Source organism: Bacillus sp. FJAT-49736, assembly GCF_018343615.1.
GTDB lineage: Bacteria > Bacillota > Bacilli > Bacillales > Bacillaceae_C > Margalitia.
On record NZ_JAGYPI010000001.1, the window covers coordinates 543,569 to 562,473 of the forward strand.

Genomic DNA, 18,905 nt, shown 5'->3' on the forward strand with positions numbered 1-18,905 from the left:
TGAATTTGAAATTACCCAACACAAAGCTTATGTTGTCCCGTTTTGATTCCTTTTCATCGGACCCGGTTGAACATGAACATGGGGATGATTATCAAATAACCATTCCTTTAGAAGGAAGTACTTTTTTAGATCAGAATAAAGTAGTAAATAAAGTAGAATCAAGTAAGCATTTTCTAACATTTCCCGGAGAAAAGCATTTTCATTTTACAGAAGAAAATAAAAGTCGGATATTGTTAGTAAATATAAATAAGCATTTTCTTGATCACGTTATTTCAACAAAATTAAATAACCATGTAAATGAATTAGAATTCTTTAACCATATTGATTACTCCTCCGAAAAACTAATTAAAACGGCAGACGAAATGATTAAGCTTAATCTCTTTGATAATGAAAATGAAATTCGAACAGAAGAGTTGGAATGGGAACTAGTCGAATTATTTTTATCCCTCCAAAAAGGTACTCACTCCGAATGGTGGGAAAAAGAGTATAAAGTAAATAGCAATCCAATTATAAAAAATGTTATTGGTTATATGGAAGAAAATTATTCTAATGATTTATCATTAGATATATTAGCTGACCATTGCCGATTGAGTAAATTTTATTTAATTAAGCTCTTCAAGGAAGCTTTAGGATGTACGCCAAGTCAGTTTTTATTAAGGATTCGATTAGAGCACGCTAAAGATCTATTATTAAAGACAAATTTTGATATTACAAGAATTTGCTTTGAAGTAGGATTTGGAAGTCTTAGTACTTTTGAACGTGTATTTAAAAAAAGATGGGGAATGACTATTTCTGAATTTAGGAAAAAACACAAAGCTTAATATTTACCTTTTTCGAAGCGCGATAATCATCGTGCTTTTTACTTTTTCAATGGCTAAATCAGAATTTTTTCATCGTATAATCTTTCGATGTTTCGGAACAAAAGAACAAGCGAATTGAATTTAGCCTTAATATGCTAATTAAAATTAGCAATTAGGAAGGAGTGGGGTTAAATGATTTGTCAATGTTCATCTGGCTGTAAATGCAGTCCTTGGCGTAAATGTTCTGCTTCCTGTACTTGTAATTCTATAAATAAAACCAAAAGTAAAAGTTGTTGTGGATCTAAAGATAATAAAAAGTAATTAATTGAAACATATTATCCGTGAGAATTATAAGCTGGTTCAAGAATAAACGGAGGAAAATCTTAAATTAAGATACGTAAGTTATCAGTACTCGTCAGTTATTTCATATGTAAAGGCAGTGTAACCAACTATACACTGCCTAAAACCTTAAATTTCTAGTAATCGTAAGTCGATTCTTTATTTGATTTAAGCTGTTTTCGTATTACTTGTTGTTTTTCGTATATTGTTATAAACCCTAATATAGACTTAGCCCGGGGCATCATTTCTTAGGAAGGATATGATTCTATTAGCAAAAGTCAGGTCGTTACTAGGATATTTGTCTAAAAAAGCAACAATGTTTAAGAAAAGAGCCTTGATTTATAAAGCCCACGTTCAAAAACACGGATTAACTTTTTCCTATATTGAATAATTAATTTCTCCTCAATCCCTAATAAATCATATTAACTTCGTTATCCCCATAATATTCAGCTATCCGAGAGTAGGGACAAAATATACTACTTAATTAGGAAGCAAGTACCTTTATCCTATATATCGAATATCCACAATTAAGCGTTACCAACCGTTGGCTGTTCAATGACACTTGTTTCAAGTGCATTATTCACGCTTATTACGTTATTGTGTACGTTAAATGCTGCGGTAGCGCCGCCACTACCACCGACCGCTTCCTTTAATGTAGATTTAGGAGAAAGCCATGCCAAATCCCCAAATTGTACATTGGCAGCACCAGCAATATCTAAAATCTGTAGAGTTCCTAAGAATGCAGGCATATGAATCAATTCCTTTCAACTATTGTTATCCTAATCAAATTTGATAAATAATGTAAAATCTAACCTTTACATAATGCTTTATTTAAGCATTAGCAGCTATTGTTTGATCTACTACGCTCGTATTTAATGCATTGTTCACACTAATTATATTATTGCTAATGTTAAATGCTGCGGTAGCTCCACCACTACCACCGATTGCTTCCTTTGTTGCTGATTTAGGGGAAAGCCATGCTAGATCCCCGAAATGAACATTAGCGGTGCCACCGATATTCATTATTTGTGTTGCGCCTAAGAATGCTGGCAATTAAATCAGTCCTTTTTTTACTTTTTTATATGCTATTCAAACTATTTTTATTTGAATATGCGGATATCTTGTATATTTTAAAGGGGCGAAAGCAGGATGATAAGCAAGGTAAATATGAGAGATTGGTGCTTGTTATCAAACAATTATTAGAAAGGTTTAACTGCTGTTGAATATTATTTATTTTCCTTTATTTCTTGATCAACTACACTTTTATTTAGTGCATTGTTTAAATTATATAGATTATTTTCTAAGTTAATGGCAGCAACATTTCCACCGCTTACACCATTGGAACTCTTTAAAACCGATTTTGGAGAAAGCCAAGCAGCATCCCCAAAAATTACATCGGCTGTCCCCCCAATATTTAATATTTGAGTTGAAGTTAAGAAAGCGGGCATATTATTCCATCCTTTTTGTTTTATTTTTAAATATCCTATTCAAAATAGGCAAAATTGGGTGGGCGAAAAAAGAAGAAATGAAAAAGAATATCGCTTGGAGGATAAGTTGCCGTTCCTAAATGATATTGAAAATAACATTCAAGGTTTTTTTTTACTTTTTAGGAAAAGATATTATCATTACTATGTCTTTTTCTAGGGTGTGTTGAAGGGAGATATTGGAATGTCGATTGTTGTGATCAGCACGCTGACGTGGTTATTAATAATCGTGTTTGCTGTAGCTCCAAAAAGGTTTACTATTATAGAACTGATCTTCCAGTATTTCGTAAGTGTGATACTAACCGTAACCATTTTCAGTATTTTGGACATTAAATTTCACTGGGTTATTGCCACTAGGGAAGTAGAAAGGGGAATAGCATTAAACATTAGCCGTTTTATGGAGATTCCCATGCTCATGATAATAACGACAAATATTATGTATGCTCCAATTCGCGTGCGATTTCGTTGTGTGATTGCAGTGGTGGCAAGCTTCCTTTTGACAATAAATGATTGGATTTTGACATCATTACATATTATCCATTATACAAATTGGAAATATTATTATGCGTTCATCATGTATATGTTATTTATGGTTGCGTTTATGTGGATAACAATTTGGTTTTCCCGTTTGCGTAGAGGAGGCATCGAAAACATTTGAAAGAGATTGTATATGATAATCATTTTAATAAGAATGAATGGTTTATCCTTGTATCGCTTTGTATAGGGGTTATAATGATTTATCTCTTTCCTAAACGATTTTGCAAGCAAATTGCCATTATCTTTTTTATGTGTGGTGTTTTTTTCGGATTCTTTTCAGATCATACCTTAAGTGTTGTCCCTATAAGCTTTTATGATATTGGTGACACATCTGATTTTGAATTTATGGATTTATTATCCCAAATAAATTATGGACCATATAGTTATTTGTTCTTTTATATATATGATCGCTACCGCATTAAGCTAAAATTCTCTCCAATCTATATTTTATGTTGTTCGTGGATAAGTGTTGGTTTGGAGCTTTTGTCCGATGTATTTGGTGTTTATCATTACCAGCATGGGTATAATATTTATTATTCATATGCCATATACCTTATTGTCTTTAGCATTTGGACTGGTCTTTATCATATTGTTAAGATGCATGGAATAAAGCAGGTAGGTTTAAATACGGATATGAGATAAGGAGACTCTTATTGAAAGTCTCCTTATTTATTGCAATATTCAATTCCTTCTTATCCTTCTTTTAAAAACTTTTTAATGGACTCGTAAATTTCTAACGGCTTTTCCTCTGGTATCGCATGGCCGGTTTCTTCAAGAACCACGAGTTCAGAATGAGCGAGGTCATTTTTAAGCCGTTCTCCTACATGAAGCGGCTGTGACAGGTCATGCTCTCCCCAAATTAATAGACACTTTGATTTAATTTGATTTAAAACATGGGAAGGTAAATCACCTTCCCAATCCCGAATCATTCTTGTTAGGGCATTGAATATTTTATTTTGTAAGAAAGGCTGTAAATACCCCTCAATCATTTCGTTATTAATTAAGGAATGATTATAAAGTGTTTCTTCTAAATTTTTGACAATTCCGGTTTTCGCAAGCCATCGTTTCACAAATAGATGGGAAAAAGGAAAATAGCTAAACATCCTTAATGTCCATTTTTGACGTTTGAGATAAGATGAGCTGGATAGGAGAACTACCTTCTCAGCAAATTCAGGCATAAGATGTAGGATATTCAACACCACCTGTCCGCCCATTGAATGCCCAATTAATACAGGCTCTTTTATACCGAAATAATCAATTATTTGAATAACAGTCCGTGCTAAATTTTGATAAGAATAAATAAATCGCTTTGATTTGTCGCTCCTCCCAAATGGAGGCAAATCAATAGAAAGAACCTGGAAGTCCCTATTTAGTAATGGGATTAAATGACGAAAGGTAAAGGTCGAAGACAAAAAACCATGTAATAGAACAACGGTTTTCTCATTTTCGTTTGGGTAAAATTCATAATAAACATTGATTCCATTTACAAAATGATGTCCGGTTAAAACGGATTCCTTCATTACTCTTCCTCCGATTCATATCCATAAATCAACATTAACTTTCCCGAAATAGATAATTTTTACACCACATTTGAAAAGTAAAAAATGCAATGATATTAATTGACAATTAGGAATTTTTCTATCGTGATAGGAATTACTGTTTGTAGTTGTTTGAGGATCAACTATTTAGTGAATTAGAATCAGAAGGGTATTTCTTGCTCTAACTACCTTTCACCAAAAAAAGAATTAAATTCAAGTGAAATCACCAAGCGTTGCTTGGTGATTTCTTCATTAATGAAAATGAGGTATTAGAAAAATATTTCCGGAATGATAAAGGTATACTATTTACATATTAACTGAATAAGGAGAATGATTAATGGACCAAGATATGAATTATGGGAGTGACTATAAGTTTATTCCTGCAACTTCCATAGGAAGCGGGGTAAGTATAGAAGTATTGCCTGATTTAGTATGTCACACTATTCAAATTGTTAATATTGCATTCGTAGGTAATCCGGAAACAAATGAATTTGTATTGGTTGATGCGGGTATGCCTGGTTCTGCCAATCAAATTATTTCCGCTGCCGAGGATCGGTTTGGGGAAAAATGCCGCCCAAAAGCTATTATTTTAACACATGGTCATTTTGATCATGTTGGAGCAATTATTGAACTAATTGAACATTGGGATGTTTTAGTATATGCACATGAATTGGAGTTTCCGTATTTGACAGGAGACAAGAGTTATCCGGAACCAGATTCTACGGTAGAAGGCGGATTAGTGGCAAAAATGTCACCATTATTTCCTAATGAGCCTATTGATCTGGGCAAACATATAGAAAAATTGCCTCCTGATGGAAATGTTCCTCATATGCCAGGTTTTCGCTGGATACATACACCAGGTCATTCACCTGGGCATGTTTCACTTTTCAGAGAGAATGATCGAGCTTTAATTGCAGGAGATGCATTTATTACAGTCAAACAAGAGTCTCTATATAGTGTATTAACTCAGGATTTAGAAATTAGTGGTCCGCCGCGTTATCTCACACCCGATTGGAAAGCAGCTAAAAAATCGGTCATGAAATTAGCAGATTTGAAGCCTTCTGTAGCGGTTACTGGTCATGGAATACCGATTTCAGGCGAATTATTAACCAATAGTTTAGAAAGGCTAGTGCAAGACTTTGATAGTATAGCTATTCCTGATTATGGGAAATTTGTTGATAAGAATTTGCATTAATGATTAATCATATCCACACTTTCCCCCAAGGGCTCTAACAGTCCCGGAGGAACATAGTTATTAATATTTTTTTATTTTAAAATTAGCTTCAAGCACCGGCCAATTTTGTGGGAATGTGGTACCAAGTACCCAATAGCTTAACCCACGTAAATTATAATCTTTTACTGTATCATATTTTATTTGCATACTGCGGGCATCTTCAAACCATACTTCATGCTGCTGTCTGGATTCATCTGTGTATCGGAAAAATGGTGATTGAAAGGATTCATCATATCGGATAGCAGCCCCATATTTACCGGCAATATTCACAGCTTCTCTCGGAGAGACAATTTTTGCAAGAGTTCCTTGTTTCCAAGGAATTTTCCAATCATAACCATATAAAGGTACACCCATAACAATTTTATTTCTTGGAATAACCGTAATGGCGTAATCTAGAACTTTTCTTACTTGACTAATTGGGGCAACTGCCATTGGACTGCCTCCAATCCAACCCCATTCATAGGTCATTATCACAACAAAATCAACAATTTCACCATGTGCTGCGTAATCATGTGCTTCATATAATAGCCCTTTTTGATCAGCCCGGAGCTTTGGAGCAAGGGCAGTAGAAACGGAATAACCTTCTGGTCTTAAGCGTTCCACAACTTTTCGAAGGAAATTATTGTAATTTTCTTTGTCCTCAGGATAGACATACTCAAAATCAATATTTAAACCTCGATAACCTTTATCTTTTAACATGGTTAATATATTAGTAATAACGGTATTCTGAAGATCTGAATTTCTTAAGATAAGAGCGGCTCTATCAGAATCAAAGCTACTATCCACAAAATTTGTTAAGACAAGCAGTGGAGACACCCCTCTGTTTAATGCTTCCCTTATGATAAGCTCGTCATTTAAAGGAGAAATACTGCCATCTCCATTAACCCTATGGCTAAAAGGACTTACATAAGTAAAATAGGCGGAAAGTGGAGCAACTAAATTTGCGCCTGTCTGTCCCATATTTGTTACATATGCATTCACTTCGACCGTTTTTTTAGTCATTTCAGGGATTCTTAGTTTTTGCCCAACATAAATCAAGCCGGGATTTGAAATTTGATTTACTTGAGTTATTGCGGAAACCGTCGTTCCATAATGGTTTGCGATTGCCCATAATGATTCTCCAGATTGAACAATGTGATAAAGAATCGGAATAGTAAGCACTTGGCCGATATGAAGAATCGTAGAATCGGTTAAATTGTTTGCATTAATTATTTCCTGTATCGATACTCCGTATCGATGGGAGATTTGCCAAAGAGATTCACCACGCTGAACGACATGTTGCTGAAATGGTGTTGGTATGACCAATGCTTCTCCTACAACAAGCTTGGTCGGATCTTCTAATCCATTCACCGCAGCAATTTGATTGACCGATATACCATATGTTTGGCTGATTTTCCAAAGAGTATCGCCACTTTGGACAACATATATTTTCATAAAGGCTCCCCCCGAAAACTTGGATATATCCTTTACAATATTCAAATAGTTATTTATGTGTTAATGTCCGGATACACTACAGATAATTTGACTTGTAATTAAAAGAAGGTATACACAAACTACATAATTTCTAATTTTTTGCAAAGGATAAGATTGGAAGTAATTAGATATCAATGATGTTTTATAAATTACTGAAAGGGATTTGGTAATGAAGGAAAACAATATTAAATTAACGACTTCTGAACTAGGGATTCTTTGGACAATATATACTGAAAACACGGCATTAAGATGTTTTTACATGCATTTTCTTCATCATTTAGAAGACAATGAGATTAAAGGGATTATTGAAGAAGCTCTAGCAATGATTGAAACTCATATTGAGAGGGTCAAAAGTATTTTTGAAGGAGAAAACATACCAATACCTGTGGGATTCTCCGACAAGGACGTGGATTTAACCGCTCCGGCATTATACACGGATTTATTTGCACTAAGCTTTTTATATCGCGGTGGACAAGTAATTGTTCCATTTTATGCAACGGCTCTTACAAAAGTATCAAGGGTAGATATCGTTCAATTTATAATCGAGTGTTTAGGGAATGAATCAAAGTTATATGATAAATCATTAAGTTTAATGCTCTCAAAAGGACTTTACGATAGACCTCCAAAAATGGAATATCCAAATAGTGTAGAGTTTGTAAAACATAATCCTTCCTTAATAGAAACCTGGATAGGAGAAAGAAGGCCCCTCAATTCATTAGAAATAGGCGAAATTTTTTCTGTTGTGGAAAGAAATGCAATTGGCTTAATACTCATAATGGGTTTGATTCAGGTTACCAAAGATAAAGAAATAAAGGAATATTTATTGAAAGGGAAAAGAATCGCAGAAAAACAAATTGATACATTTACCAAATTATTAAATGAAAACGATAATTTTTCCGGTACTCCTACAACGATGGAAGTGACAAACTCGACAATTTCTCCATTTTCGGAGAGGTTAATCCTGTTTTTTATAGGTTCAACAAATCAAGTTGGTATTTCTACACTTGGCTATGCTTTATCCATCACAATGAGAAAAGATATATCTGCACATTATGCACTTTTTATGACAGATATAATGAAATATGGTCATGATGGGTTGAAACTTTTAATTGATCGTGGATGGATGGAGCGTCCTCCACAACCTATTGATAGAAATGAATTTTATAAAAACTAATTTACAAAAAAGTACTTACTTTTTACTTTCGAGTAAAGCTTCCCTAATTGGACAAAATACATATAGGGCTGTGCGAATAACTATGGCGCTACCCATTAAGGGGGTGAATGAAATGGCGGATAACAAACGAAATCGAGATGACATCGATGCCAGTGAAACAATAGGAACTGGTGCTGGAGCCGTAGCTGGTGCTGCAGTTGGCTCTGTTTTTGGTCCTCTTGGCACGATTGCTGGTGCGGTTGCCGGCGGGGCATTAGGCAACAAAGCGGGAGATAGAGCGGATGAAGCCGCTGATCGTGCAACTGACCTAATGGAAGATTAAAATGAATTTATGACAAAATAAAGAGGAGACGCCCAATTTGGGCGTCTCCAGAAGCAAATAATTTTTACTTTTCTTCTTTTTCGTTTATTTCATCCTTTAAGCCATTGAGGCTTTTTTTAAACTCCCGTAATGATTCTCCGGCTGCACGCCCTATATCAGGAAGTTTTTTTGGTCCGAAAATAAGTAGACCTAATAAGCAAATTAGGAGAATTTTCCCGATGCTTAATTCCATTATTACTCCTCCTCGGAGAATTCAATTTTAATAAAAATAGGTTAAAAATATTTTAGCAAAGATAGAAAAAGATATACATATCCTGGGCAATTAATTTTGTGTTGATTTTGTGACTATTTTTAAATGCATTGTAGACTCTAATGATATCACAAATACTCAATATTTCTCAAATCTTGTCTAATAATACTGATTCACGTGAAACTGTATTGGAATAAACCAATGCTATAAATAAAGTTCTTGCCTTGCACCAGTGAATAGTATTGTTTAACGTCCACATAATAAAAAGAAACAGATAAGGATGTGATAAGAATATGAAGGGCAGAAAGAAATATACCGACAAAGAGGAAATTTCTTATACAGATGTTTCGACAGTAGAAACGAGGAAAAATTTTATTCATCCAGAAGATTTACCAGAAGGCTCGTATGGCGCTCCTCGTGGTGCGGATACACCTGTCGAAGGTAAATCCACACATTGGAGAGAAGGGCAAAGACCATACAGTAACTTCAACTATGAATTTAAATCCTTTCATCAGGACCTTCCAAGGGAATACCCAGGTGCCCACCCAACACACGATGATCCTAATGAAAATCAAGAGCCTCCTTATGATGAAAGCAATTAGAAAATAACAGAAAGGGGATACATATGTCAAAAGAAGGTCAATTTCAGAGCGATATGAAGCAATATCAAATGCCCAATGCACTCAAACAGAAAAAAGACACACATTATCGTAATTCCAGCACAGGTATTGACACAGAAGAAGGCATAGAGACCTTGAACAAATCAAAAGAGTAAAATAGAGCTGGAGCTTTAGCTAAATAATTTAAAATAGGTGCATTTAAATTAGGATAAAAAATAACCATTTTATTACGCTCAGAGAATTATTCTTTGAGCGTTCTTCATAAGCGGACAGTATTTTTATAAAATGACCAATTCAAAATACTTAGAGGACAAAGTATCTGATATTCATAAAAAACATAAGGAAATCAGTAACGGAACTACAACCGGCATACATATGAAAAATGACTCTCTACAATGCCCAATGAAACTAGTGTCCTATGGCCAAATTAACTTAACATCATCATATATTGAACTATTTTCATAAAAGGTGGGATCATATGAAAAATCGTACCTTTATTGGTGCTTTTATTTTTGGTATGGGAATTATCGGAATGCTTGACGGAATATTACTCCATCAAATATTTCAATTTCATAGCGTTTATATGTACACAAACAGATTTAATCAAATCGTCAGTGATGGAATATTTCACCTTTTTGTAACGATTATCGTGTTTGTTGGCGGTTATCTGTTATGGTCCAGTGAAAGGGAAAAATTAACTAACCCAAACCTTACATTTTGGTCAGGATTTCTATTTGGTTCCGGGATATTTAATTTAGTAGAAGGGATTGTTGACCATCATGTATTAGGGATTCATCATGTCTATTATTATACTGACAGAGTGCTTTTCTATGATTTATTATATGATGGATTTTCCCTAATATTAATTGTAGTAGGATTGTTTATGTATTTGAAAATTAAACACAGTAACAAGTACCATTTAATATAAAGACCCATTCATTATTAATACACGGCAGTAAGCATTATTGCTCCTATTCGAGGTGTTTTTAAAATATATATTTTCATATTTGGAAAAACTATTTCATACAGAAATATTCTCATTCGTTTATATGAGTTTTCTGAAAGGAAGGACAAAAATTGATAAATGAAATTTTTTCTCATATTCACCCAATTGTCGTTCATTTTCCGATCGTAATCATTACTCTGACCGCCGTCTATGATTTGCTATACGCCATTTTTAGACGTAAAGCCTCTCCAAGAGGGCATTGGTTTTGGCTACTGGCATTTTTAAGTGCTTGGTTAGCTATTGGAACGGGGCCAGGTGAGGATGCAAGGGGCAACACGAATATTTTTCATTATCATGACACTTGGGCCACTATCACGACATGGTTAGCCTTGATAGTCACAATTTTTCGTTTCTTTTTCGTCATGAAAAGAAAAGAACTGATTCAACTGTGGTTAGTTATTAGTTGTATTCTTTCAATTGTGTGTGCTGTAGGAATTCTTACTGTTGGTTACATTGGAGGAAAAATGGTATATGACCAGGGAATTGGTGTTAAAATGGACGGGAAATATGTGAATCCACCAAAGCATGATTCTAGGCAATAAAAATCCCATATGGTGCATGGCACCATATGGGGTAGTTTACACTATAACACTTTTGGACTGTATTGGTTATTAATGCAGGGGATTATTTTACCTTATCTTTGACTGTATCTAGAAAATTTTGCATCAAAGATTTCTCCTCATTAGAACCCTTCACTGCAACATAAATGGGGATTAATGTTAAGGGAATATACATTCCATAAGTGACCCATTTAAAGATCCATTCCATATTTATGCATCTCCTGACAAGTACTTTTCTATATCATTTGTATTTTTTAAAAATTTCATTCCTATTAGAGCAAATGAAAAAGGGTTGCACGGAAAAAACATTTTCCGAATAACCCCTTTTACCTTTGTGATTTTCGATAGCCTGCCTTGATGGCATCTGATTCTGTACAAAACCAAACAATATTATCTCGGGTGCGGTCATAGAATGCACCGCCTGGTACATGATAAATTTTACTGTTAGCATTACCCTTAATTTTTCCCTTACAGCTAGTATTACTTTCTTTATCATCTGCAGGATTATTTTTGAATGATTGATTGGAAGAATTCTGGGTACTTGTATTTGGTGAACTTGATACAGTATGTGCAGCTCCTTTGGCGTCCATATTATAACCACGATCGGTAACATACCCAGGAATGGACCAAATACCCAATTTATGCTTTCGTGCATAGCTTTCATCATTTTTTAATTCCTTTAAATGCTTTGTGTTCGGTTCATAAATATAGGCAACACGGGCAAGGCCTTTTTTTACAACTTCCTCATTATACATTTTTCCGTTCGGCAGGTAGATATAAGCTAGTAATCTTCCATATTTATCACGTTCATGGCCTTTTACACCTTCTTCAAGCTTAACCTTTGTGCCCACAGCAAGTTCCTGTTCAGCATAAGCACTCGCTTCCGGTCCATATGGTTGAACAGGTGTGCCTGGTTTATGGGTTTCAGGTGTATCAATAAGAAGCAGGCGTATATCTTCATCTTTCCCTTTGATGCTAACATGTACGGTATCGCCGTCTACATTTCTAATAATGGTTGCAGTAATCAACCCTTTCGGAAGTGAGACAATTTGATTTTTTTTATTGCTTTGGTTTGTGGATTGTTGTTTTGCATTTACATTAGCTTCTTTATCGCTTTTAAATTGTTTTTCTTCAGTGGTATTTGTAGTATTCGTGCTCTTTGTTGTACTGGTTGTTTGAGAACATGCCCCTAATAATACAGAAATAATTAAAAGCAGCATCCCTATTTTTCTTTGTAAGCATTTCTTTGTTGCCAAATTATTCATACTCCTTATCAAAAACATTTCCTTTTTACTGTATTAAACATCTTCCAATTTATCAAGTTAGCATATTTCATCATATGATTAAAAGGTTGTAACGGTAAAATTTGTTTGTTAATATATTCATATAAATGAATACATCGGATGTACAAAGGAGGAGTCTGTCAAAACAGGCTTCCTTTTTTTATTTACTTCCATTATTTTCAATATCTATTGGCAATAATACATAGAATACGAACTAAAAAGGGATGATATTTGTGACAAATCATGCAATTATAGCAATTGCTATTTTCCTACTTACGTACGGACTTATTATTTCTGAAAAAATTCATCGAACCATTATTGCGATGCTGGGTGGAACTTTGATGATCGTTTTCGGCATCGTTACCCAGGAATCTGCTCTCCAACATATTGATTTTAATACAATCGGCTTGCTGATTGGTATGATGATAATGGTTTCGATTACAGGTGAAACTGGAGTATTCAAGTATGTCGCGATTTGGTCAGCGAAGCAGGTAAAGGGAAGACCGATAGCTATCTTACTAGTATTATCCTTAATTACTGGGATTGGCTCCGCCTTTTTGGATAATGTGACAACAGTTTTACTCATGGTGCCTGTCACCTTTAGCATTACCCGTCAATTAAATATTTCGCCGATTCCGTTTTTAATCTCCGAAATATTGATGTCTAATATTGGCGGAACGGCTACGATGATTGGAGATCCTCCAAATATTATGATCGGAAGTGCCGTGCCTTCCTTAACATTTATGAAATTTATTACCAATTTAACTCCGGTTATATTGATTATTATGGTTGTAACCATTTGTTTACTTATGCTTATCTATAAAAAGAACTTTAAAACCTCTGAGGAAACCAGAAAAAGAATTATGAGCCTGAATGAAAAGGATGAAATTACCGATAAGGTGCTTATGATTAAATCATTAACTATCATGGGGTTAACGATTCTGGCATTCTTTTTACATGAGCTTATTCAAATAGATACGGCAACGGTCGCATTAGCAGGAGCATTCATCCTATTGCTGTTATCAGGAGAGAGTTATTTAGAAAGCTCACTTGGGAAAGTAGAATGGACAACCATTTTCTTTTTTATTGGTTTGTTTGTGCTTGTATCCGGATTAGTGGAAACAGGAGTGATTTCAAAAATTGCTTCCTATACGATTGAATTAACCGGCGGAAATGATATTTCTAGCTCCTTCCTTATCCTATGGCTCAGTGCTATAGCATCTGCATTTATTGATAATATTCCGTTTGTCGCTACCATGATTCCTTTAATAGAAAAAATGGGGGAATTAGGTGTTCACAATCTAGAACCTTTGTGGTGGTCTTTGTCATTAGGAGCTTGCTTAGGTGGAAATGGGACCTTAATTGGAGCAAGCGCCAATCTAGTTGTTGCGGGTTTAGCCAGTAAAGAAGGATACAAGATTACGTTTATCAAATATTTATTAATTGGATTTCCCTTAATGCTGATCTCTGTATTGATTTCAATGGGGTATATCTATTTAAGATATTTATTATAAGGAGGGATAATTAAAATGATTGGGAAGATTAAATATGAAATGAACGAGAATGTTGTGTTCATGAGTGAAAAAGAGCGAGAAGATGGAATAGATATCATGTTAAAACCGAAAAACGAGGAAGCGGTAAAAAAGCTTCACGAGGTTCGAAATTTCTTTGAAAGGGATAAAGTATATACAGATGTATTGTTTTACACGTATGAGGACAAACAAGTACAAGTGATTGTCCGAGATGATTCTTATGTAGTGCTTTTAGCAGCCATGTTTCGCTGGCAGCTAATAAAAAAGCTGGAATGGAACGAATAGGAATAGGACTCTTTTCTTAAACTTTTATAAAAGACCTATTTTTGGATAATGAGTGAATAGCATCTTTGAGAATATATGGTCAAGCAAGGACTAAATTGTGCATTATAACAAAATACATATAACATAAATCAATACGAAAACAGGCATAAATAAAAAGACTCGGGAATCCGAGTCTTTTTTAGTCATGTGTTCTAATCCATTTCTTGAAATACCCCTGTGAATACAGTTCCTTCAGCAATATAGTTAAGATTGGTGTAAGAAGCATTCCCCAAAATCCAAACAATCCTAAGAAAATTACCATTAAGGATAGCATTAGAAAGGCAGAGACTCCTAAGGATTCTCCTACAATTTTTGGTTCTAGAAGCTGTCGAACCAAAAACACAATACCATACACAATTAATAGCTTAATGGCAAGTGCAGTGTTGCCTACTATGAATAAATAAATTATCCACGGAATAAATATTGTTGCTACTCCTAAAAGTGGTAGTATGTCAAATAGCGCTGACAAAATGGAAATAATAAAGGCATTATTTACCTGGAAAATTAATAAGGAAACGAAAATAAGTACAAATGTAATCGTCATTAATTTTAATTGGGCGGTAATATATTTAGTAATTCCGCTGATTACGTTTACCCTTAAAAAATCCCATCCCTCTTTCATCCAATTTGGTGCTTTATCATTAAATTTTGCTCTTACTTTTTCCGCATCTTTCCCTAAGAAATAAGCAAGAATGATTCCTAACAGTAAATTTCCAATAAATACGATACTTGTATTTACCGTTCCGACAACTGTCCATAAAAATTTTGAAAAATAGATCATGAACTTTTGACCGATAGATCCTAGCTTTTCATTAATCTTTTCCGGTATGCCATACGGCAAATCTGTATATTGCCGCTGAAGCTGATGAACTTCGCCTCCAAAATTACTTTTTAATGTGTCAATATAATGCGGCATTTTCGTAATGAGATTATGTACTTGATTGACGGCAACCATACCCCCAACAAAAATTAATGCAAGGGCTACAATTAAGTAAAAGACAAGTGATATGGCAATGGCTGCACCCCGTTTTATTTTTATAGCAACAAGAAGCTTGACCATAGGCTTAATAAGCATATAAATTATGCCTCCGAATACTATCGGAGTGGCAATACTGAAAATCCAATTGGCAAATTTTAATGAAAGCCAGATAACAGCAATTAAAATGACTATATCTACAATGGTTTTATAATTTCTTTTTATAAAAGACCATACTATCTCACCCATAGAATGTCCCCTTTCTCCTTATTTCTAGTATACCAGTATGTAACCTATATTCCACAACTCGTTTCTTATACGAGATTTGGTAGGGAAAAGGTTTCATTTGATTTGTTATAGTATATCAAATCACCAAGACAGTATTTTTTCTGGTATTTTTAGGAAGAAAGTATGGATTTCTAATTAAAGTAAGGGAATAAAAAAGCATGCAGAATTGAACTAAGTAATTCAGATAACGTGGAGAAAATCTAAAATCGCAACCCAAATAACATACGATTTCGTAACATAGATAACAATACAAATAACATACAAAAAGCTTGAGAGAATTTTTACAACCCTCAAGCTCTTTTTCCTTTAATTTAATGCACTTATTAAACTAAAGCACCCTTTAGCTTAATAAGAGTTGAGTTATCTTTTAAGTCCATGCACCATTTTTATCTTCAAGTAAAGTATTCCGCCCCAACTTTCCTGACTTTATTATAATGCGGATATGTGTAATGGTCATACAATATATTTACTGTAAGCACAAAAAATAATGGATTTGGAACTAACGGAAAACAATAGTTAAATAAAAGACAAGTTTCATCAATAATCATAATCTTTCTATTAACTTTAAATTTATTTAAATAAATCTTTTTAAATATTTGCCAAATATTTTGTTCATAACTTTGGGTGTGTTTTCTAAATAAATATTAATTTGTTCAATGTTCGATTCGAATTTATCAGAGTTTCTTTCATCTGTTGGAAAATCAGATATTCCTTTAATAATAATACATTCAACATCATTTTTCTTACAGATATAAGCAATTGCACCCGCTTCTGTATCGGCAATTGTTATTTCGTTTTCTTTAAGTTCTAAATAGTCCTTCCACATAACTACTGCTTTATCAGAGGTGCCAATTGTTCCTGTATAAAAATCATTTCCATATTTTGATAAATCAATATCGACTATGAAGGATTGTTTAATAAGAGGCTCAATTTCTTTTACTGTACAATCATATTGAACGGCTTTATCGGGAACAAAAATATCCAAATTACTGAACTTCTCATCTATTCCTGCACATGTTCCAGCAACGATTACTTTAGTTAAATTAAATTTAGAGATCATATACTGATTACCACCAACACCATTAACTTTTCTTACACCTGTACTATAAAAAACAAGTTCAGTATCATTAATTGTTCTTATGAAATACTCGCCATATGGATAACTGAAACGTTCGTTAATTTTTATGCTAAAGTATTCCAATGTCGCTTCATATTCCCACTTCGTTGCAATACTAATTCCTATCATCGACTTATCACCCCACAAATAAAATTTGCCACCATTGAATGTCTATACACGGTTTGAATTCATTTTTTTTTCACTTAACTATCCTTCATTACTCTGTTCATTAACAATTAGTTATTAATATGCAAATATCCTTTTTTTCCTAAACTGCTGTATTAGTTGAAGAACTGAAATTCTACAATCTTTAACCATATTTTACCATGAAGTCTCGTATAAAATCCTTAAAGTTTCTGGAACAGGATAAATATGACATACCAAATAACAAGTGAAATAGCACCCTCATTAACACGATGACAATATCTATTGTCAAGATGTTATTTGGGGTGCTATTTACTATGCTTTTATGGGTTTATTTTCTTGCAAAACACTGATATATCAACAAAAAAAGGTCTGCTAGTTGCTATGCTAAAAGGGTTGCGAATTCATATGATATTTGCAGTGTTTCTCCACGAAAACAGAACTACTTAGAATTGAACTGCATGCTTTTTTATTCCTCTGACTTATAACGTAAATAATTAAAATTCGAAGTAGGAACCACTTTTTGAATCGTACCATCATCTTCTTTATATACTTCAAACTCCTGATAGGTTTCTACTGTGTAACCGTCTATTTCCTCTGTATTTACCAAACGTTCCTCTAATGCAGGAGCAATTGATTTGGTCGGTTTAGTTGCCGAAAAAGCCGGAACATTTGTAGTTATTTGCTCAAGGTCACGATTGGAAATCGTATTTAAATAAGCGAATAAAATTAAACAAAAAAGAATAACAAAAAATGCACTCTTTTTTGATTTTAAAATAGTTAACATTCACTTTCACCCCTTCTTAGGCAATGCATTCCTTATCTTTTTTTTATGCTTGTCTTAAAAGGAATATTCCATTTTACTTCATTGCTCACGTTTCACTCTTCAGAAAAAACTATTATCTTAAACATTAAATATTTCTCTACTATAATAAACTAAAGCATTTTAGAGAATAAGAGGGGAATAATAATGCGTAATATTTTCACGATTATTATTGGATCGTTAATCGTAGGGTTTGCATATAATTTTTTTCTGATTCCACATCATATTTTAAGCAGTGGTTTAAGCGGGATTGCGATAATGCTTAGTTTTATCACACCTATTAACACTGGTATCTTTAATTTTCTATTAAATTTTCCGCTTTTAGCGCTCGGTTTTTTCAAGCTTGGAAAACGTTTTGTATTCTATACTATTTTATCAGTTGTTATGCTTTCGGTAGGCTTGTATGTCATTCCGATAGTCAAAATTACAACAGAACCCTTATTATCTTCCTTAGCTGGAGGTGTATTAACAGGAATAGGGATTGGGTTAATTTTTCGAGCATCCGGTTCATCCGGCGGATTCGATATTATTGCTATGCTGTTAACAAAGAAAAAGGATTTTCCGCTTGGGTCCGTAATATCTGCTATGAATGCGTTAATCGTGATTATTTCAGGGTTTATTTTTACCTGGGATGCCGCACTTAACACAATGGTGGCAATTTATGCAACCGGCAAAGTTATTGATACCATCCATACGAAGCATATTAAATTAACCTTAACCATTGTGACGAAAAAAGGTGAGGAAATGAAGGACAAACTGCTGGAAAATTTATATCGCGGAGTAACGTTAATGAATGGTGAAGGCGCTTATTCAGGTGAAGAACGCAAAATCTTAATGACAGTGATTACGCGCTACCAATTATCCGATGTGAAAAAAATAATTATGGAAACCGACCAAGAAGCCTTTGTAAACATTACGGAAACTCAAGAGGTAATGGGGCTGTTCCATAGAGGGTAAATTCAGTAATATTCCTGGACAATTTAGATAAAAATATTGACTATGTGATAAAATAGAAACTATAAGTAACGTCCACATGTCTAATGTGGACGTTATAACTGAAAACCTACATATATTAAAAGGA

Annotated in this window: 24 protein-coding genes; 13 read left to right on the forward strand and 11 right to left on the reverse strand. The window is 34.0% G+C overall.

Going from position 1 to position 18,905, the window contains the following annotated elements:
* Positions 1-5 precede the first annotated feature (5 nt).
* Positions 6-821, forward strand: coding sequence for an AraC family transcriptional regulator (locus KHA87_RS03055; RefSeq protein WP_213092632.1), 816 nt, complete (start codon positions 6-8; stop codon positions 819-821).
* An 845-nt stretch (positions 822-1,666) separates the two neighbouring features.
* Here the strand turns inward: KHA87_RS03055 and KHA87_RS03060 are convergent.
* The 3 genes from KHA87_RS03060 to KHA87_RS03070 all read right to left on the reverse strand — a co-directional run bounded on the left by KHA87_RS03060 (position 1,667) and on the right by KHA87_RS03070 (position 2,587).
* On the reverse strand, positions 1,667-1,888 hold the full coding sequence (locus tag KHA87_RS03060) for a spore germination protein (protein ID WP_213092633.1): 222 nt from the start codon (positions 1,886-1,888) through the stop codon (positions 1,667-1,669).
* Positions 1,889-1,970: 82 nt separating this feature from the next.
* Positions 1,971-2,192 (reverse strand): spore germination protein, encoded by a 222-nt coding sequence (locus tag KHA87_RS03065; RefSeq protein ID WP_213092634.1) that lies wholly within the window; start codon positions 2,190-2,192, stop codon positions 1,971-1,973.
* Positions 2,193-2,365: 173 nt separating this feature from the next.
* Complete coding sequence (locus tag KHA87_RS03070; protein WP_213092635.1) at positions 2,366-2,587, reverse strand: spore germination protein; 222 nt, start codon at positions 2,585-2,587, stop codon at positions 2,366-2,368.
* A 220-nt stretch (positions 2,588-2,807) separates the two neighbouring features.
* Here KHA87_RS03070 and KHA87_RS03075 point away from each other — a divergent pair, with 220 nt between their 5' ends.
* Complete coding sequence (locus KHA87_RS03075; protein ID WP_213092636.1) at positions 2,808-3,281, forward strand: hypothetical protein; 474 nt, start codon at positions 2,808-2,810, stop codon at positions 3,279-3,281.
* Complete coding sequence (locus KHA87_RS03080; RefSeq protein ID WP_213092637.1) at positions 3,278-3,802, forward strand: hypothetical protein; 525 nt, start codon at positions 3,278-3,280, stop codon at positions 3,800-3,802. Before KHA87_RS03075 ends, KHA87_RS03080 begins: the two co-directional genes overlap by 4 nt.
* A 50-nt stretch (positions 3,803-3,852) precedes the next feature.
* On the opposite strand, the gene KHA87_RS03085 is transcribed toward KHA87_RS03080, so the two are convergent.
* On the reverse strand, positions 3,853-4,680 hold the full coding sequence (locus KHA87_RS03085; protein WP_213092638.1) for an alpha/beta fold hydrolase: 828 nt from the start codon (positions 4,678-4,680) through the stop codon (positions 3,853-3,855).
* A gap of 355 nt (positions 4,681-5,035) precedes the next feature.
* On the opposite strand from KHA87_RS03085, the gene KHA87_RS03090 reads away from it, so the two are divergent.
* Complete coding sequence (locus KHA87_RS03090) at positions 5,036-5,893, forward strand: MBL fold metallo-hydrolase (protein WP_213092639.1); 858 nt, start codon at positions 5,036-5,038, stop codon at positions 5,891-5,893.
* Positions 5,894-5,953: 60 nt separating this feature from the next.
* On the opposite strand, the gene KHA87_RS03095 is transcribed toward KHA87_RS03090, so the two are convergent.
* Positions 5,954-7,366: a LysM peptidoglycan-binding domain-containing protein gene (locus tag KHA87_RS03095; RefSeq protein ID WP_213092640.1), complete on the reverse strand. Its 1,413-nt coding sequence runs from the start codon at positions 7,364-7,366 to the stop codon at positions 5,954-5,956.
* Positions 7,367-7,574: 208 nt separating this feature from the next.
* Between KHA87_RS03095 and KHA87_RS03100 the strand changes: the two genes are divergently transcribed.
* Together KHA87_RS03100 and KHA87_RS03105 are read left to right on the forward strand one after the other, a co-directional pair.
* Positions 7,575-8,579, forward strand: a complete 1,005-nt coding sequence (locus KHA87_RS03100; RefSeq protein WP_213092641.1) for a DUF3231 family protein — start codon at positions 7,575-7,577, stop codon at positions 8,577-8,579.
* A gap of 112 nt (positions 8,580-8,691) precedes the next feature.
* Positions 8,692-8,901, forward strand: coding sequence for a glycine zipper domain-containing protein (locus KHA87_RS03105; RefSeq protein WP_213092642.1), 210 nt, complete (start codon positions 8,692-8,694; stop codon positions 8,899-8,901).
* A gap of 64 nt (positions 8,902-8,965) precedes the next feature.
* Here KHA87_RS03105 and tatA read toward each other — a convergent pair whose 3' ends face one another.
* Positions 8,966-9,133, reverse strand: coding sequence for a twin-arginine translocase TatA/TatE family subunit (gene tatA, locus KHA87_RS03110; protein ID WP_213092643.1), 168 nt, complete (start codon positions 9,131-9,133; stop codon positions 8,966-8,968).
* A 311-nt stretch (positions 9,134-9,444) separates the two neighbouring features.
* On the opposite strand from tatA, the gene KHA87_RS03115 reads away from it, so the two are divergent.
* From KHA87_RS03115 to KHA87_RS03130, 4 genes are all read left to right on the forward strand, one after another.
* Positions 9,445-9,753 (forward strand): cytosolic protein, encoded by a 309-nt coding sequence (locus KHA87_RS03115; RefSeq protein ID WP_213092644.1) that lies wholly within the window; start codon positions 9,445-9,447, stop codon positions 9,751-9,753.
* A 23-nt stretch (positions 9,754-9,776) separates the two neighbouring features.
* Positions 9,777-9,926: a hypothetical protein gene (locus tag KHA87_RS03120; RefSeq protein ID WP_213092645.1), complete on the forward strand. Its 150-nt coding sequence runs from the start codon at positions 9,777-9,779 to the stop codon at positions 9,924-9,926.
* A gap of 323 nt (positions 9,927-10,249) precedes the next feature.
* On the forward strand, positions 10,250-10,699 hold the full coding sequence (locus KHA87_RS03125; protein WP_213092646.1) for a DUF2243 domain-containing protein: 450 nt from the start codon (positions 10,250-10,252) through the stop codon (positions 10,697-10,699).
* Positions 10,700-10,848: 149 nt separating this feature from the next.
* Positions 10,849-11,319, forward strand: coding sequence for a DUF2231 domain-containing protein (locus KHA87_RS03130; RefSeq protein ID WP_213092647.1), 471 nt, complete (start codon positions 10,849-10,851; stop codon positions 11,317-11,319).
* An 82-nt stretch (positions 11,320-11,401) separates the two neighbouring features.
* Here KHA87_RS03130 and KHA87_RS03135 read toward each other — a convergent pair whose 3' ends face one another.
* Positions 11,402-11,545: a hypothetical protein gene (locus KHA87_RS03135; RefSeq protein WP_213092648.1), complete on the reverse strand. Its 144-nt coding sequence runs from the start codon at positions 11,543-11,545 to the stop codon at positions 11,402-11,404.
* Positions 11,546-11,663: 118 nt separating this feature from the next.
* Positions 11,664-12,593 (reverse strand): thermonuclease family protein, encoded by a 930-nt coding sequence (locus tag KHA87_RS03140; protein ID WP_213092649.1) that lies wholly within the window; start codon positions 12,591-12,593, stop codon positions 11,664-11,666.
* 260 nt (positions 12,594-12,853) lie between these two features.
* Between KHA87_RS03140 and KHA87_RS03145 the strand changes: the two genes are divergently transcribed.
* Both KHA87_RS03145 and KHA87_RS03150 read left to right on the forward strand, forming a co-directional pair.
* Positions 12,854-14,134 carry an ArsB/NhaD family transporter gene (locus tag KHA87_RS03145; protein WP_213092650.1) on the forward strand — a complete coding sequence of 427 codons (1,281 nt, stop codon included), beginning with the start codon at positions 12,854-12,856 and terminating at the stop codon, positions 14,132-14,134.
* Positions 14,135-14,149: 15 nt separating this feature from the next.
* The gene (locus KHA87_RS03150; RefSeq protein ID WP_213092651.1) at positions 14,150-14,437 is read left to right on the forward strand and encodes a hypothetical protein; all 288 of its coding nucleotides are present in this window, start codon (positions 14,150-14,152) and stop codon (positions 14,435-14,437) included.
* A gap of 178 nt (positions 14,438-14,615) precedes the next feature.
* Here the strand turns inward: KHA87_RS03150 and ytvI are convergent, their stop codons facing one another.
* The 3 genes from ytvI to KHA87_RS03165 form a co-directional block, all read right to left on the reverse strand.
* Positions 14,616-15,701 carry a sporulation integral membrane protein YtvI gene (ytvI, locus tag KHA87_RS03155; RefSeq protein WP_213092652.1) on the reverse strand — a complete coding sequence of 362 codons (1,086 nt, stop codon included), beginning with the start codon at positions 15,699-15,701 and terminating at the stop codon, positions 14,616-14,618.
* Positions 15,702-16,314: 613 nt separating this feature from the next.
* Positions 16,315-16,986 (reverse strand): 5'-methylthioadenosine/S-adenosylhomocysteine nucleosidase family protein, encoded by a 672-nt coding sequence (locus tag KHA87_RS03160; protein ID WP_213094227.1) that lies wholly within the window; start codon positions 16,984-16,986, stop codon positions 16,315-16,317.
* 484 nt (positions 16,987-17,470) lie between these two features.
* The gene (locus KHA87_RS03165) at positions 17,471-17,788 is read right to left on the reverse strand and encodes a hypothetical protein (protein WP_213092653.1); all 318 of its coding nucleotides are present in this window, start codon (positions 17,786-17,788) and stop codon (positions 17,471-17,473) included.
* A gap of 183 nt (positions 17,789-17,971) precedes the next feature.
* Here KHA87_RS03165 and KHA87_RS03170 point away from each other — a divergent pair, with 183 nt between their 5' ends.
* Positions 17,972-18,781 (forward strand): YitT family protein, encoded by an 810-nt coding sequence (locus tag KHA87_RS03170; RefSeq protein ID WP_213092654.1) that lies wholly within the window; start codon positions 17,972-17,974, stop codon positions 18,779-18,781.
* Positions 18,782-18,905 lie beyond the last annotated feature (124 nt).